This is a genomic window from Actinophytocola sp. (assembly GCF_050699935.1).
In the GTDB taxonomy this organism is placed as follows: Bacteria; Actinomycetota; Actinomycetes; order Mycobacteriales; family Pseudonocardiaceae; genus Actinophytocola.
In genome coordinates this window covers 1-15,121 of sequence record NZ_JBOHGB010000036.1, presented here as the reverse complement: position 1 = coordinate 15,121, position 15,121 = coordinate 1, and the positions used below count along the sequence as shown (strand labels likewise).

The 15,121-nt window shown below is 72.3% G+C and carries 15 protein-coding genes; 2 read left to right on the top strand and 13 right to left on the bottom strand.

Features of this window, described 5'->3' with window-relative positions; translation table 11 throughout:
• Nucleotides 1-12: 12 nt before the first annotated feature.
• The 12 genes from ACRDTB_RS14550 to ACRDTB_RS14495 all read right to left on the bottom strand — a co-directional run bounded on the left by ACRDTB_RS14550 (nucleotide 13) and on the right by ACRDTB_RS14495 (nucleotide 12,573).
• Nucleotides 13-1,140, bottom strand: coding sequence for a DNA glycosylase AlkZ-like family protein (locus ACRDTB_RS14550; RefSeq protein ID WP_431430768.1), 1,128 nt, complete (start codon nucleotides 1,138-1,140; stop codon nucleotides 13-15).
• Nucleotides 1,141-1,175: 35 nt separating this feature from the next.
• A complete protein-coding gene (locus tag ACRDTB_RS14545) occupies nucleotides 1,176-1,697 on the bottom strand; it encodes a shikimate kinase (RefSeq protein ID WP_431430767.1) in 522 nt (173 codons plus the stop codon).
• 2 nt (nucleotides 1,698-1,699) lie between these two features.
• Nucleotides 1,700-2,887 (bottom strand): chorismate synthase, encoded by a 1,188-nt coding sequence (gene aroC / locus ACRDTB_RS14540; protein WP_431430766.1) that lies wholly within the window; start codon nucleotides 2,885-2,887, stop codon nucleotides 1,700-1,702.
• Between the two features lie 435 nt (nucleotides 2,888-3,322).
• Nucleotides 3,323-3,958 (bottom strand): prepilin peptidase, encoded by a 636-nt coding sequence (locus ACRDTB_RS14535; protein WP_431430765.1) that lies wholly within the window; start codon nucleotides 3,956-3,958, stop codon nucleotides 3,323-3,325.
• 93 nt (nucleotides 3,959-4,051) lie between these two features.
• Nucleotides 4,052-4,624, bottom strand: coding sequence for a GrpB family protein (locus ACRDTB_RS14530; RefSeq protein ID WP_431430763.1), 573 nt, complete (start codon nucleotides 4,622-4,624; stop codon nucleotides 4,052-4,054).
• A 9-nt stretch (nucleotides 4,625-4,633) separates the two neighbouring features.
• Entirely contained in the window at nucleotides 4,634-5,479 is an 846-nt protein-coding gene (locus ACRDTB_RS14525; protein WP_431430762.1) for a shikimate dehydrogenase, read from the bottom strand.
• Nucleotides 5,469-6,665, bottom strand: coding sequence for an endolytic transglycosylase MltG (gene mltG, locus ACRDTB_RS14520; RefSeq protein WP_431430761.1), 1,197 nt, complete (start codon nucleotides 6,663-6,665; stop codon nucleotides 5,469-5,471). The genes ACRDTB_RS14525 and mltG overlap by 11 nt, the downstream gene beginning before the upstream one ends.
• On the bottom strand, nucleotides 6,662-7,162 hold the full coding sequence (gene ruvX, locus ACRDTB_RS14515; RefSeq protein ID WP_431430760.1) for a Holliday junction resolvase RuvX: 501 nt from the start codon (nucleotides 7,160-7,162) through the stop codon (nucleotides 6,662-6,664). The genes mltG and ruvX overlap by 4 nt, the downstream gene beginning before the upstream one ends.
• A 100-nt stretch (nucleotides 7,163-7,262) precedes the next feature.
• Complete coding sequence (alaS, locus tag ACRDTB_RS14510; RefSeq protein ID WP_431430759.1) at nucleotides 7,263-9,929, bottom strand: alanine--tRNA ligase; 2,667 nt, start codon at nucleotides 9,927-9,929, stop codon at nucleotides 7,263-7,265.
• A gap of 76 nt (nucleotides 9,930-10,005) precedes the next feature.
• A complete protein-coding gene (locus tag ACRDTB_RS14505; RefSeq protein WP_431430758.1) occupies nucleotides 10,006-10,341 on the bottom strand; it encodes a hypothetical protein in 336 nt (111 codons plus the stop codon).
• Between the two features lie 307 nt (nucleotides 10,342-10,648).
• Nucleotides 10,649-11,059, bottom strand: a complete 411-nt coding sequence (locus tag ACRDTB_RS14500) for a DUF948 domain-containing protein (protein WP_431430757.1) — start codon at nucleotides 11,057-11,059, stop codon at nucleotides 10,649-10,651.
• Between the two features lie 176 nt (nucleotides 11,060-11,235).
• Entirely contained in the window at nucleotides 11,236-12,573 is a 1,338-nt protein-coding gene (locus ACRDTB_RS14495) for a replication-associated recombination protein A (protein ID WP_431430803.1), read from the bottom strand.
• A 187-nt stretch (nucleotides 12,574-12,760) separates the two neighbouring features.
• Between ACRDTB_RS14495 and ACRDTB_RS14490 the strand changes: the two genes are divergently transcribed.
• Entirely contained in the window at nucleotides 12,761-14,080 is a 1,320-nt protein-coding gene (locus ACRDTB_RS14490; protein WP_431430756.1) for an ankyrin repeat domain-containing protein, read from the top strand.
• Nucleotides 14,081-14,087: 7 nt separating this feature from the next.
• Here the strand turns inward: ACRDTB_RS14490 and ACRDTB_RS14485 are convergent, their stop codons facing one another.
• Nucleotides 14,088-14,885 carry an SGNH/GDSL hydrolase family protein gene (locus tag ACRDTB_RS14485; protein ID WP_431430754.1) on the bottom strand — a complete coding sequence of 266 codons (798 nt, stop codon included), beginning with the start codon at nucleotides 14,883-14,885 and terminating at the stop codon, nucleotides 14,088-14,090.
• Nucleotides 14,886-14,917: 32 nt separating this feature from the next.
• On the opposite strand from ACRDTB_RS14485, the gene ACRDTB_RS14480 reads away from it, so the two are divergent.
• On the top strand, nucleotides 14,918-15,121 hold a 204-nt coding region (locus tag ACRDTB_RS14480), incomplete at its 3' end, for a hypothetical protein (protein ID WP_431430752.1).

The following is a 15,121-nucleotide window of genomic DNA, read 5'->3' as shown; positions in this document are numbered from 1 at the left end:
TTCAGTTGGGGATCAGTCCAGTTCCACCTCCGTCTTTCCGTCGTGCCCACGGGCGACGGCCACGACCTCGCCCTGTTCCTCCACTTTCGCGCGTTGTTTCGCCGTGAGCCGGCCGCCGACGCTGACCGTCAGCCGCAGCACGCGGCCAGCCATGCGGGCGCGCCACGTGCCGGCGATGTCGCCGTCGAGCAGCACCGTGCCCGGGCTCCCGATCGGACGCCACACGGACTTGGCGATCGCCCGGTCCGGTACCAGCCAGCCGCGGTTGCCGAGCGCGATGGCGTCCCTCGGCGGGAGGAACAGCACCGGTGGCGGGACAGGCGCTTCACCAACGGCGGCCACCATGTCCCGGTGCGCCCACAGCGTGCGGCCGTCGATCGTCACCTCCTCCAGCTCACCGGCGAGCTCGTCGAAGCTCGGCCGCAGCCAGCCGGGCGGCGCGGTGACCGACCGGGTGTCCAACCACTGGACGAGGTCGCCGAGTGTCGCCGGGCCGGCGAGCCGCAGGTAGGTCCGCAGCAGGTCGGCTGTCTTGTCGCCCTTGGCGATCGCCGGCTTGCCCGGCCCCAGCCGGAACCGCAACCGGCGACCGTCGTGGGGAACCAGCTCGATACCGGCGTACAGCGTGCCGAGCCGGAAGAGCCCGTCGGCCACGTGTGCGACACCGCAGCCCTCGCACCAGGGCCGCGCGATCTCCGGTAATCGCGGGCTGACGGCGCCGGAGAGTTCTCCTTTCGACGCCACGTCACCCGGGAACACGGCACGCATCTCGGTGGCGACCCGCTCGACCAGCTCCGGTCCGTCCACACCGGAGGCGATCAGCTGGTCGCCGTAGCCGCCGAGGTATGCCCGGAGAGCGTCGTTGTCGCTCGGCCACAACGCGGCGCGAACGAACGGCAGGTCGGCCCGCCGGTGCAGGTGCGGCGAACCGCGCACGGTCAGGGCGAGCACCAGCTCCGGACGATCGAGCTCACGCACCTCGCCCGTCCGCTGCCGTAAGCCCAGCGCGGCGGAGCCGGCCGGCGTGTCCGGCAGGCCGACGGCGAGGACGGCCAGCTCGTCGGTGGTTGCGGTGCCGTGCAAGCCCTGCACCCACGCCCGGTGGGCGAGGACGGCTTCGCGGAGGAGTTCGACTGCCATGTGCCATGCCTATCAGCGGGCACCGACAATTCGCCTCAGTCCTTCGTGACGGGCATGCTGGCGAGGACGTCGGCGAGGATGTCCTCGGGGGTACGGGCGCTCGTCGGTACCGTGGCGGCCGCGACCTTGGCGTAGATCGGCCGGCGGGTGTTCAGGAGCTCCTTGAGGTGCGCGCGCGGGTTGGGCAGCAGCCACGGGTGCAGCGGCACGAGCCCTTCGCGGCGGAGCAGGTGCTCGAGGTCGACGTCGAGGAAGACGACGTGGAACGGTTCGAGCAGCTCCGCCACGCCGGGCGCGGTCGGCGTGCCGCCGCCGAGCGCGAGAACGCCGGTGAACTCTGGGAGGAGCGTGGTGAGCAGCTCCCGCTCGGACTCCTGGAACCTCTCCCGACCGAGCTGGACCACGAGCTCGCCGGCCGGTATGCCGTGCGTGCGCTCGAGGTCGTCGTCGAAGTCGCGGAAGTCGACGCCCAGCCGTTCGGCGGCCAGGCGGCCGACGGTGCTCTTGCCGGAGCCGGGCGGGCCGACGAGGATCAGTACGGGACCGCGTGCGGTCACTGTCACCACCGTTCCTGGAGTGCCTTGAGGTAGCCCTCGGCGTTGCGCCGCGTCTCGGCGAGCGAGTCGCCACCGAACTTCTCCAGCGCCGCCTCGGCAAGTACGAGTCCCATCACCGACTCCAGCACGACGCCCGCCCGCGGCACGGCGCACACGTCGGACCGCTGGTGGATCGCCACGGCCGGCTCACCCGTCGCGACGTCGACTGTGGACAGTGCACGCGGGACGGTCGAGATCGGCTTCATGGCGACGCGCGCGACGAGCGGCTCGCCGTTGGTGATGCCGCCCTCGAGGCCGCCCGCGCGGTTGGACCGCCGGGTGACCCCGGTGACGCCGTCCGCGGGGTCGAGCTCGTCGTGGGCCTTGCTGCCCCAGCGGCGGGCCGTCTCGAACCCGTCACCGATCGCGACGCCCTTCATCGCCTGCACGCCCATCAGCGCGCCGGCGAGCCGGGCGTCGAGGCGCCGGTCCCAGTGCACGTGCGAGCCGAGGCCGGGCGGTAGCCCGTAGGCGATCACCTCGATGACGCCGCCGACCGTGTCGCCGGCCTCCTTGACGGCTTCGACCTCGGCGACCATCGCCTCGGTGGCCTTCGGGTCGAAGGCGCGGACCGGGCTCTCGTCGATCGCCGCGAGGTCCGACGGCTGCGGCGCCGGGCCGTCGGGGGCGTCCGCCGTGCCGATAGAGATGACGTGGCTGATCACCTCGGCGCCGAGCAGCTGGCGCAGGAAGGCGCGGGCGACGGTGCCGAGCGCGGTGCGGGCGGCGGTCTCGCGGGCGCTGGCGCGCTCGAGGACCGGGCGGGCCTCGTCGAAGCCGTACTTCTGCATGCCGGCGAGGTCGGCGTGGCCGGGGCGCGGCCGGGTGAGGGGCTCGTTGCGGGCGAGTCCGGCCAGTTCCTCGGCGTCGACGGGGTCGGCGGCCATCACCTTCTCCCACTTGGGCCACTCGGTGTTGTCGATGCGGACCGCGACCGGCCCGCCCTGGGTGACGCCGTGGCGCACCCCACCGAGGAACTCGACGCGGTCGGTCTCGAAGCCCATGCGCGGACTGCGCCCGAACCCGAGACGGCGGCGAGCGAGCTGCTCGCCGAGCTCGACAGTGGTGACCTCGACCCCGGCCACCATGCCCTCCAGCACGGCGACGAGAGCCGGGCCGTGCGATTCCCCAGCGGTGATCCAACGCAACACCCGCTGATCCTGTCATGCCGCTCTCACAGTGCTCTGGACTGGCATGGGGTTGGGGTTGGGAGGCTGAGCGGAGTGCGGCGGTCGGCTGGGCCGCGCGAGGCGGTCGGCAGGGCCGCACGAAGCGACCGGCAGCGCGACACGAAACGACCGGCAGCGCCGCACGAAACGACCCGCTGCGCGACACGAAACGACCGGCAAAGCCGCACGAAACGACCCGCTGCGCGACACGAAACGACCGGCAAAGCCGCACGAAACGACCCGCTGCGCGACACGAAACGACCGGCAAAGCCGCGCGAAGCGACCGGTGGGGCGGTCGTTCGGCGCGGCAAGCCCGAGCGGGGCTGGGAGCCATCGAGATGGACGATGCATGCAACGCCGAGGCGGTGGGTGGGGAGGTGGCCGGTGCGGGGCGGGCTTCGGTGCCTGGAGCGGCGGTCATGGCGTGGTTACCGCCGCTGTTGGGAAGGTCGTGAACAGGCAGGTGGCCGCCAGCAGGCCAGGGCCGTGTGGGATGCCGTCCCCTCTGGGTGGGCGGGTCAGTGCGCCCAGGAGCAGCGTCACGAGCGCGGCCAGCACCGCCGCGAGCACCAGGGCCGGCCAGCCCGACGCGGCCAGCGCCGCGCCCACGCTGCCCGACAGCTTCACGTCGCCCGCGCCCAGGGACCGCGGGCGCACGACGTGGACCGCGGCGTGCAGGGTGCCGAAGAGCAGAGCACCCGACGCCGCGCGGAGGGCGATCGACCAGTCGTCGCCGAGGATTGCGGACAGTGCCGTCGCGGCTGCCATGGCGGGGTACGCCGGGAGGGTCAGGGCGTCGGGCAGGCGGCGGTGACGCAGATCGACCACCGTGAGCAGGGTGGCGAACCAGGTCAGCGCGAGCGGAACGGGGAGCCACCAGGCCGGCACGTGTCCACTTGCGACTCGTGAGGCCACGGCGGCCCAGAGGAGCGCCACGGCGCCGGCTAACCATCCACTGTGGACCACGGTGCCTCGGCGGAGGTGGGCGAGCAACGAGCGGCCGGCGAAACCTGCGGTGGCACCGCCTGCGGCGCCGAGGAGAACGAGGTCCATGAACTCCACGGTGGCCTCGGTCGACCCGGGCCGGCAAGGACGAACCCGTGCGAATGGTCCATTCGCTCGGGTTCGCTCGCGGAGTATGGGAAATCAGACCAGCCGCGCCTTCGCGAGGATCTCCTCGATGATCTCCGTCTTCGCGTCGGCGTAGTTCTGGACGTACTTCCACGTCCGCTTCACCAGCTCGCGCTTCACCGCCTCGTACCGGCCCCGGTCCTCGTCGTGAGCGCGCAGCCAGTCCCGGAAACCGATCACCCGCACGATCTCGGACCCCGCGTGCCGAGGCGAGAACACGTGCAGGTTGACGTCGTGGTGATCGCCGTTCTCAACACGGCGGCGCAGCACGCGGTGCTCCATCCACGCCGCATCGCGGATACGCAGCCGGTACCCGGCCGCCTCCAGTGCGGGAATGTAGCTCTGCTCGTCGGCCGAGTCCTCGACCTGCAGCAGGATGTCGATGATCGGCTTCGCCGCCAGGCCGGGCACCGACGTGGAGCCCGTGTGCTCGATCGACAAGGCCCGCGCCCGCAGCGCCGCGGCGATCTCCGCCCGGTCCCGCTCGAACCAGGACGGCCAGGCCGGGTCGTAGTCCACGACCACGACCGGCACCGCGTACGGCTTCAGCTCTCCGATGGTGGCGGCGCGCATGCTCTCCTCGTCCATGCCGCGACCTTAGAGCGGCAGGGGCATCCGGTTTCCCGTAGCGTCCCGGAGGGCATCCCGCATCGCCGAGCGTGGCGCACGGCGGCCCGTGAACTGCTCGACCTGCCCGAACGCCTGGTGCAGCAGCATGTCCAGGCCCGTCGCGAGCCGGCCGCCGCGCGCGCCGACGGCGGTGGCCAGGGCGGTCGGCCACGGATGGTAGATCACGTCCAGCACGCACGGGGCGAGCGCGAGCGCGGGCACCTGCTGCTCGACGGCTTCCGCGGGCCCGGTGTTCACCAGGACGGCGGCACCGCCGGCGAGTTCCTCCCACGGCGCGGACGCCCAGCGGACCACCTCGACCGCCAGGCCGAACTTCGACGCGCACCGCACGGCCGGCTCCGCTCGCGCCGGCTCGCGCGCGACCACGTACGCGTCCGCGAAACCGAGGTCGGCCAGCCCGGCGAGCGCCGCGCACGCCGTGCCGCCCGCGCCGAGCACGACGCCGTAGCCGGAGCCGGAGCACCCGACCGCGCGCAGCGCGCCGACCACACCGTCGACGTCCGTGCAGTCGGCGCGCCAGCCGGAGTCGATGTGCACCAGAGTGTTCGCCGCGCCCACGGCCACCGCACGCTCGGTCGCGTCGGTGGCGACGGACAGCGCCGCCTGCTTGCCCGGCATCGTCACCGACAACCCCACCCACGAAGAGTCCAAAGAGGACACCAGGTCGGGCAGTGCGGCGGCGTCGGCCTCCACCCGCTCGTAGGTCCAGCCGGTCAGGCCGAGCGCGCGGTACGCGGCACCGTGCAGCACCGGCGACAGCGAATGCGCCACCGGTGAGCCGAGCACGGCGGCGCGCCGAACGTTAGTAGGCACCGCGTTCCTGAGCGTCCGCCACGTTCTGGTCGTGCTGCGCCTGGTTCGTGGCGAAGCAGGACGTCCCGTCGGTCTGGCAGCGCACGAAGTACAGCCAGGTCCCCTTGGCGGGCGTTGCGGCGGCCTTGAACGCCTCCGGGCTCGGCGCCGAGATCGGCGTCGGCGGCAGGCCGGTGTTCTGGTACGTGTTGTACGGGCCGGCCTTGTTCCGGTCCGCGTCGTTCGTTCGGATCGTCGGCCGGTCCAGCACGTAGTTGATCGTCGAGTCGTACTGCAGCTGCATTCGTTCGGCGAGCCGGTTGTAGGTCACCCGGGATACCTTCGGGAAGTCCTTCTCGATGGCCTCGCGCTCGATCAGCGACGCCATGATCGTCACCTGGTACGGGGTGAACCCGGTGTCCTGCGCGATGTTCGGCATGCCGACCGCCTGCAGCTGCGTCGCCGAGTTGCTCACCAGCTGCCGCCACAGCTCTTCGGGGGTCGAGCCCGGCTTCACGTCGTACACGCCGGGCATGATCAGGCCCTCGAGCCGGCGGGTCGGCTCGGCCTTGCTCGCGTACGGCAACGCCCAGTCGGGCACGCCGAGCTTGGCCAGGTCGGCCTTCTCCACGCTCGCCCGCAGTTGTTCGGGCTCGACGCAGGTGCTCTCGCCGTTCAGGTCCGCGCACGACGCCTGTGCCAGCAACGAGACGATGCCCGGCGTCACCTTGTCGCCGTTCTTGACGTCGTCCAGCTGCGTGCCGGCCTTGATCTGCAGGTTCCCGACCTTCGCCTCCTCGGCGACGATCTGGCTCACCGCCGCCGCGCCGGAGGACTTCGTCTTCACCACGTAGTAGCCGGGCTGGATGGCCCGCACCCGCTCGTCGGACTCGGCCGCGTTGACGAACGCCCGTGAGCTCGCCACGACGTCGGCCTCGGCGAGCGTGGCGGCGATGTCACCGGTCGACTCGCCGTTCTTGACCTGGATGACGACCTGGGTCCCGCCCTCGCCCGGGTAGTCGTCGTAGCTGCCGATGTCCAGGATCTGCCGTAGCCCGTAGTACCCGCCCGCGGCGATGAGCCCGAGCACGACGACCATGCTCACCCACAACACGATCCGCCGACGCCTGCGCTTGCGGGGCTTGCGCACCGGGCGGGCTCGCTCGGTGCGGGTCTCGGAGAACAGGTCGAGCTCTTCGTGGGTCATGGTTGCGGCGCCTCCGGAGGCATGTGCCGGGCCCGGCCGTCCAGCCAGGCCTGCAAGATCTCGACGGCCGCGGCCTGGTCGACCACCGCCCGCTGCTTCTTGCCGCGCACCCCCCGATCGCTGAGCATTCTGGTCGCGCTGACCGTGGTGAGCCGTTCGTCGGCCAACCGAACCGGCACCGGACGCACCCGCTTCGCGAGCCGCCTGGCGTATGCGACGGCCCCGGCCGCCGCCTTGCCGTGCCGGGCCGCGAGCGTTCTCGGTAATCCGACCACCACTTCGACCACCTCGTGCTCGACGACGAGCTCGGCCAACCGGTCGAGATCGCTCCCCGAGCGTTCGTCGCGAGACAGCGTAACGAGTGGCGTCGCGAGCACGGGACCGGGATCGCTCAGCGCGACCCCGACCCGCACGGATCCGACGTCGACGCCGAGCCTGCGGCCGGGTCCCGGATCGTCGAGACCCGGCCGGTCAGGCACAGTTCCGCCTCCCCGCATTTCTACTCTGTCGGTCGCGTCGAGCAGGACACGTTCGGCTCGGTCACGTACCGGTGGCTGGTTTGCGTCACGGTCCCCTGAGGTGACGGATCGCGAGGGCTCATGTGCCTTTGGCCAGGGCTCGCCGCAGCGCCGAGACGGCATCCGGGATGCCGGTCGCGTTGGCGCCGCCGCCCTGCGCGAGGTCCGGCTTGCCGCCGCCACGGCCGCCGATGGCCGGCGCGAAGGCCGGCACCAGCTTGCCGGCGGCGAGCCCCTGGTCGCGCGCCGCGGCGGTGGTCGCGACGACGAAGCTGACCTTGTCACCGTCCGCCGAGAACAGCGCCACCACGCCCGGCCGTGCGCCGAGCCGGTTGCGGACCTCGCCCGCGAGCGAGCGCAGGTCGTTGCCGCCGATGCCGTCCGGCGTGGCGACCGCGACCAGCGCCGTGCCGTGCACGTCCTCGGCCTGCTCGGCGAGCGTGCTCGCGGACGACAGCAGCTGGGCGCCACGCAGCTTCTCGAGCTCCTTCTCCGCCGCACGCAACCGCTCGACGGTCTGCCCGATCCGCTCCGGCAGCTCCTCCGCCGGCACCTTGAACTGCTCCGCGAGCTGACCGACCAGCACGTGCTCGCGCGCGAGGAACCGGAACGCGTCCAACCCGACCAGCGCCTCGACGCGGCGCACGCCGGCCCCGATCGACGCCTCGGACAGCAGCTTCACCACGCCGATCTCGCCGGATCGGTGCACGTGCGTGCCGCCGCACAGCTCCTTGGAGTAGTCGCCGATCGTGATGACGCGGACCTTCTCGCCGTACTTCTCCCCGAAGAACGCGATCGCGCCGGACCTGCGCGCCTCGTCCAGCGTGGTGATCTCGGCCCGCACGTCGTAGTCGTTGAGCAGCACGTCGTTGACCTCGTCCTCGACGTCCGCCAGCACGCTGCCCGGCACCGCGCCGCCGGGGGAGGTGAAGTCGAACCGCAGCCGGCCCGGCGCGTTGAGCGAGCCCGCCTGCGCGGCCTGGGTGCCCAGGGCCCGCCGCACGCCCGCATGCACCAGGTGGGTAGCCGAGTGCGACCGGGACACCGCCCGCCGCCGGGTCGGGTCGACGTCCGCGCTGACCGTGGCATCGAGGGTGACCTCGCCGGATACGACCTTGCCACGGTGCACGTTCAGGCCGGCGACCGGCGACTGCACATCGTGGACCTCGACCTCGAAGCCGTCGCCGATGATCCGGCCGGTGTCGGCGAGCTGGCCGCCACCCTCGGCGTAGAACGGCGTGCGGTTCAGCACGACCTCGACGTCGGAGCCCGCGCCCACCGCGATGGCCGGCTCGCCACGCGCGATGAGCCCGACGACGGTCGCCTCCGCGGCGAGCTCCCGGTAGCCGAGGAAGTCGGTGACGCCGTGCTTGTCCAGCACCGAGCGGTACGCGCCACCGTCACCGTGCCCGACCCTGCGCGACGCCGCGTCCTGCTTGGACCGCTGGCGCTGCTCGGCCATCAGCCGGCGGAAGCCCTCCTCGTCGACAGTCAGCCCCTGCTCGGAGGCCATCTCCAGGGTCAGGTCGATCGGGAAACCGTAGGTGTCGTGCAGCTGGAACGCCCTGTCGCCGGCGAGCACCGTGCCGCCGGACCGCTTGGTCTCCGACGCCGCCAGGTCGAAGATCCTCGAGCCGCTGGTGAGCGTCGCGAGGAAGGTGTCCTCTTCGTTGCGCACCACCGAGGAGATGCGGTCGAACTGGCTGACCAGCTCGGGGTAGGCAGGGCCCATCGTGTCCCGCACGACGGCCGCGAACTCCCCCAGCACGGGCTCGTTGACGCCGAGCAGCCGCACGGAGCGGACGATCCGGCGCAGCAGCCGGCGCAGCACGTAGCCCCGCGCCTCGTTGCCCGGGGTCACGCCGTCGCCGATCAGCATCACGCCGCTGCGCGCGTGGTCGGCGATGACGCGGAAGCGCACGTCGTCGACCGGGTTGGCGCCGTAGCGGCGGCCGGACATCTCCTCCGCCTTGGTGATCACCGGGCGGACCAGGTCGGTCTCGTAGACGTTGTGCACGTCCTGGAGCAGGAACGCCACGCGCTCTATCCCCAGCCCGGTGTCGATGTTCTTGGCGGGCAGCTCGCCGATCGGCGGGTGGTCGTCCTTCGGGGACAGCTCGCCGCGCTCGTCCTGCATGAAGACGAGGTTCCAGATCTCCAGGTACCGGTCCTCATCGACGACCGGGCCGCCCTCCCTGCCGAACTCCGGGCCGCGGTCGTAGTAGATCTCCGAGCACGGGCCGCCGGGGCCGGGCACGCCCATGTCCCAGTAGTTGTCCTTGCCACCGCGGCGCTGGATGCGCTCGTCGGGCAGACCGGCGATCTTGCGCCACAGCTCGATGGCCTCGTCGTCGGTCTGGTAGACGGTGACCCAGATGCGGTCGGGGTCGAAGCCGTAGCCGCCGTCGGACTGGCTGCCGGTGACCAGCTGCCAGGCGTGTTCGATCGCGCCGGCCTTGAAGTAGTCGCCGAAGGAGAAGTTCCCGGCCATCTGGAAGAACGTGTTGTGCCGGGTCGTCTTGCCGACCTCGTCGATGTCGCCGGTCCGCACGCATTTCTGCACGCTCGTCGCGCGCGGGTACGGCGGCGGTTCCTCGCCGAGGAAGTATGGCTTGAACTGCACCATCCCCGCGTTGACGAACAGCAGGTTCGGGTCGTCGAGGATGAGGGAGGCGCTGGGCACGATCGTGTGCCCGGAGTTCTTGAAGTGATCGAGGAATCGCTTGCTGATCTCGTGTGTCTGCACGGTGACGTCCTAGGAGGGTGTGGAACCGACGGTTGTCCGGGTCACGGCGGACAGCCGCGCGCCGCGCGTGCGCGGCTCAGCTGCCCGCCCGGCGAGCTCGCGCGTCGCGGGGCGCGGGCGCCCGCCGCGCCGGCCGCTCGGCGCTCATGTCGCGCGCACCCAACGCGTGGCGAGCCACGGGACTGACGCCCGATCGCTGCTCCACCACTTCGGACAACTCCTCCTCGCGTTCGACCATCCCGGCCCGGACGTCCGCGCCGAACGAGCCGATCGCGCCGGCCAACTCGCGCATCGCCTCGCCCAGATTCCCGGCGATACCGGCGGGGGTGGCCTGACGTGCGGTTTCCTTCGCCTTGCGAGACAAGGCTACGCCGGTGGCAATTCCCACCCCAAGCCAAAATATGCGCTTCACGGCGCCCCCTCGCAGGCTCGGTCGCGCCGCTCGCGGTCGCCCTGTATTGAATGGTTCGCTCCGCAAGCTCCGCGAACAAACGCCCCCTCGCAGACTCGGTCACGCCACTCACGGCCGCCCCGTATCGAACGGCCCGCTCCGCAAGCTCCGCGAACAAACGCCCCCTCGCAGACTCGGTCACGCCACTCACGGCCGCCCCGTATCGAACGGCCCGCTCCGCAAGCTCCGCGAACAAACGCCCCCTCGCAGACTCGGTCACGCCACTCACGGCCGCCCCGTATCGAACGGCCCGCTCCGCAAGCTCCGCTCACGACCGCGCTCCCTTGCGCTTGCGGCGCCGCGCGTGCTTGCCGTCGCCGGCCTCCTTGGCCTTGCGCCGGGCCTTCAACGCCTTGCTGACGCCGTAGGAGAACGCGGCCATCTTCACCAGCGGGCCGCCGAGCGTGGCGGTGAACACCGAGGTCAGCGCCGACACGTTGCCCGTCACGGCCTGCGTGTTGGCGGTGATGCCGTCGACGCGCTCAAGCTGGGTGTTGACGTGGGTCAGCGTGGTGTTGGCCCCGTCGAACAGCGGGTCGGTGTTGGTGTGCGCCTTGCGGATCGCGATGGTGGCCTCGTCGAGCGTGCGCCCGAGCTTGATCAACGGGATCGCGAGCAGCAGCACGAGCAGTACGAACGCGCCGGCCGCGATCAGCGCGGCGAGCTGCCCTGCCGACACGAGTCCTCCTAGGTGCCATACACGTTGCTGGGATCGCCGGTCAGGTTACCGCGCGCCGCAGTACCGCCTCCCCGGGGTTTCATACTTCTGGTCACGTTTCGTAGCGAGGGTCTGCTTTGGTCACGCACTTGTGGCTGGGTTGCACCACGGTCCCCTGAGGTGCGGTTGGCTGGAACTCATTTTGGACCACGGATGGCGCGGCGGAGCTTGGGCAGCCGCTCGGCGAGGGCGCGCTCGGCGCCGCGGCCGGTTGGCTCGTAGTAGTCGCACCCGACGAGCTCGTCGGGTGGGTACTGCTGCTCCAGCACGCCCTCGGGAACGTCGTGCGGGTAGCCGTAACCGGTCGCGTTGCCGAGCTTCTTGGCGCCCGCGTAGTGGCCGTCGCGCAGGTGCGCGGGCACCGTTCCGGCGGCGCCCTGCCGGACGTCCTCCATCGCCCGCGAGATCGCCGTGGTCACGGCGTTGGACTTGGGCGCGGTGGCCAGGTGCACGGTGGCGTGGGCGAGGTTGAGCGTGCACTCGGGCAGGCCGATCAGCTGGACGGCCTGGGCCGCGACGGTCGCCGTCTGCAGCGCGGTCGGGTCGGCCATGCCGATGTCCTCGCTCGCGAGGATCACCAGCCGGCGCGCGATGAACCGAGGGTCCTCCCCCGCCTCGATCATGCGGGCGAGGTAGTGCAGCGACGCGTCCACGTCGGAGCCGCGCAGGGACTTGATGAACGCGCTGATGACGTCGTAGTGCTGGTCGCCCTGACGGTCGTAGCGGACCGCTGCCTTGTCCACGGTGGACTCGACGGTGGCGAGGTCGATCGCGCCCTCGCGCGTGGCGAGCGCGGAGTCGGCGGCGGCCTCGAGTGCGGTGAGCGCGCGGCGGGCGTCTCCGCCGGCGAGCCGGACGATGTGGTCCTCGGCGTCCTGATCGAGGGTCACCGTGTCGTCGAGACCGCGCTCGTCGGTCAGCGCACGGCGGACCAGTGTCCGCACGTCGTCGTCGGTGAGCGAGCGCAGCTGCTGCACGAGCGAGCGGGACAGCAGCGGGGAGACGACCGAGAAGAACGGGTTCTCCGTGGTCGCGGCGACGAGCAGCACGATGCGGTCCTCGACGGCGCCGAGCAGCGCGTCCTGCTGGGTGCGGGAGAAGCGGTGGACCTCGTCGATGAACAGGACGGTCGACTGGCCGGAGTGGGTCAGCCGCCGGCGGGCCTCCTCGATGACCCCGCGAACCTCCTTCACCCCGGCGGACAGCGCGGACAGGGCCACGAACCGCCGGCCGATCGCGCTCGACACGAGCATGGCGAGCGTCGTCTTGCCCGTGCCGGGCGGGCCGTACAGCAGCAGCGACGCCGGCGCGGCGCCCTCGACGAGGCGGCGCAGCGGTGCGCCGGGACCGAGCAGGTGGTCCTGGCCGAGCACCTCGTCGAGGCCGGCCGGCCGCATGCGCACGGCGAGCGGCGCGTTCGCGGCGATCCGCGCACTGCCGCCCGGATGCTCCTCCTGGGGCGGGCTGTCGAACAGCTGCAGGTCGTCCACGAGCGCGACGCTACTCGGCGGGACCGACAGTGGTTACGATCGGCTCGCGCGGCCCGGGGCCGCGTCCCGTCCGCGGACAGGGCCGAGCCCACCCCGGTTGCTCACGTGTGCCCGCACCTTCTGCCCCGCCCGGTGCCAGCGGACCTCGAGCGATTCGGGTAAGGAGGTCGCCGTGTCACTGAGCCTCGAGCAGTTGCGCAAGCAGGCGAAGGACCTGCGCAGGGACCGCTCGCTGAAGCTCTCCGAGGCGCAGCTGCTGATCGCCCGCCGGTACGGGTTCGGAAGCTGGCCCCGGCTACGCGCCTACGTCGACCGCGTGACGACGACCGGGCCGTCGCTGCAGCACGCCTTCTCCGACGACCCGTCCTACTACGCGGACCGGGCCGGCGGCCTGCTGGCCTCCGCCACGGACGGCACGCCTGACACGGTGGCCGCGTTCGAACGCTGGGCGGCGCCGCTGACTCCGGCCGGGGCGCGGCTGGTGGTCGCCCGCAACCACGGGTTCACCTCGTGGACCGCGCTGCGCCGGCACCTGACCGGGCTGGCCGCCGAGCCGTTCGCGCGAGCGTTCCAGGCCTTGCGACACCAGGATCTGGACGCGCTGCGCGAGCTGCTGACGCGGTTCCCGGAGCTGGTGACGGCGAGCGGCACGAACGGCAACGACCTGCTCGGGCTCGCGTCGGCGACATGCGACGAACGGCTGGTGGCGGTGCTGCTGGACGCCGGTGCGGACGTCGCGCACCGCAACGCGCACGGGTGGACGGCACTGCACCAGGCCGGGTACTCGAACCTGCCGCACATGGCGCGGCTGCTGCTGTCGGCCCGGGCGCCGGTGGACGTCTCGGCACGCGGGGACGGTGGAACGCCGCTGGCGGTGGCGCTGTTCTGGGGCAACCGGGAGGTCGCGGCGCTGCTCGCCGGGCACGGGGTGGTGCCGCGCAACCTGCGGGTCGCGGCCGGGCTGAACGACGTCGCGCTCGTGGCGGAGCTGTGGCCGTCGCCGGCGGCGGGCTCGCACCGGGGCTTCTACCGCCCGCACGGCGGATTCCCGGCCTGGCGGCCGTCCTCGTCGGTCACCGAGGTCCGCGACGAGGCGATGAGCTGGGCCGCGCGGTCCGACGCGGTCGACGCGATCACGGAGCTGCACCGGCTGGGCGCGTCGCTGGACGCGAACGTGTACCAGGGCACGCCGCTGACCTGGGCCGCGGCCCAGGGCCGGCTACGCGCGGTCCGCCGGCTTCTGGAGCTGGGCGCGGCTCCGTCCGCCGTGGGCACGTTCGGCGGGCCGCGGCACGGTGTCGGCACGACCGCCCTGCACCACGCGGCGGAGGGCGGTCACCTCGAGGTGACCGAGGCGCTGCTCGACGCCGGTGCGGACCCGACGATCACGGACGAGCTCTACGGCGGGACGCCGGCGAGCTGGGCGCGCCACGGCGGTCACGAGGACGCCCGCGCGTTGCTGCTGCGGCGGGGCGGCACCGAGCGGAGCTGAGGCGGAGCTAGGCGAGCGGGCCGAGCGGGCCGAGGTCGGGGCGCTTCGCCGCTCGGCCGGTGCCCGACGAGACGCCGCGGATCCGCCGGCCCACCCACGGGCCGAGGAAGCTCACGAGCCAGCGCAGCTCGGTGGTCGCGGCACGCAGCGCACCCGGTCGCGACAGTGTGGGCAGCGGGTGGGTCCACGAGTCGTCGCTGCCCGGGAGCTCGAGAACGTGGGCCATCGAGGCGGCGATGAGCTCGTGGCCGAGCGGGCTGGCGTGGATGCGGTCGACCGACCAGATCCGGGGGTCGGTGGTGACCGCGACGGGGAACGCGTCCACGACGCGGACGTCGTGGCGGGCCGCGGCCCGGCGGATGGCGGCGTTGAGCGCGAGCACGCGGGGCACCAGCGGGCGGGCCAGTGGGGCGATCCGGCCGACGTTCGGGAAGGTGACCGTCGCGACCCGGGCGTCGGCGCCGGTCAGCGCGGCGAACATCGCCTCCAGGTGCCCGGCGACGACGGCACCGTCGAACCGAGGGCGGAGCACGTCGTTCAGGCCGGCGACCACGGTGGCGAGGTCCGGTTCCAGTGCGAGCGCGGGCGCCAGCTGCTCGGCGTGCACCTCGGCGGCGAGCTTGCCCCGGACCGCGAGGTTGGCGTAGCGCAGGTCCGGGTCGAGCTCGGCGAGGCGGGCCGCGAGCCGGTCGGCCCAACCTCGGTAGCCGCGGATCTCGTCGCCGTCGCCGATGCCCTCGGTCTGGCTGTCACCGATCGCGACGTAGCGCGAGTACACGTGCGGGCTCCCCTCGGACGTGATCATTCGCAGGATATCCCCGGCGATACGCTGCGGGCGTGGAGCGAGGAGCGCGCATCCCGGCCGACGTCAAGGTGGTGGCCCACCCGAGCCGGTCGAGTGTGGTGCGCGAGCGGCTGCCCTCGATCGTGGTCTTCACGCTGACCGCCGTCGCCGCCGGCTTCGGTGTGGCGGCGACCGGGACGGCCCTCGGTGTGTGGGCGGTCGTCGGGCTGCTGTGCGTGCTGGCCGTGGTGCTGGAG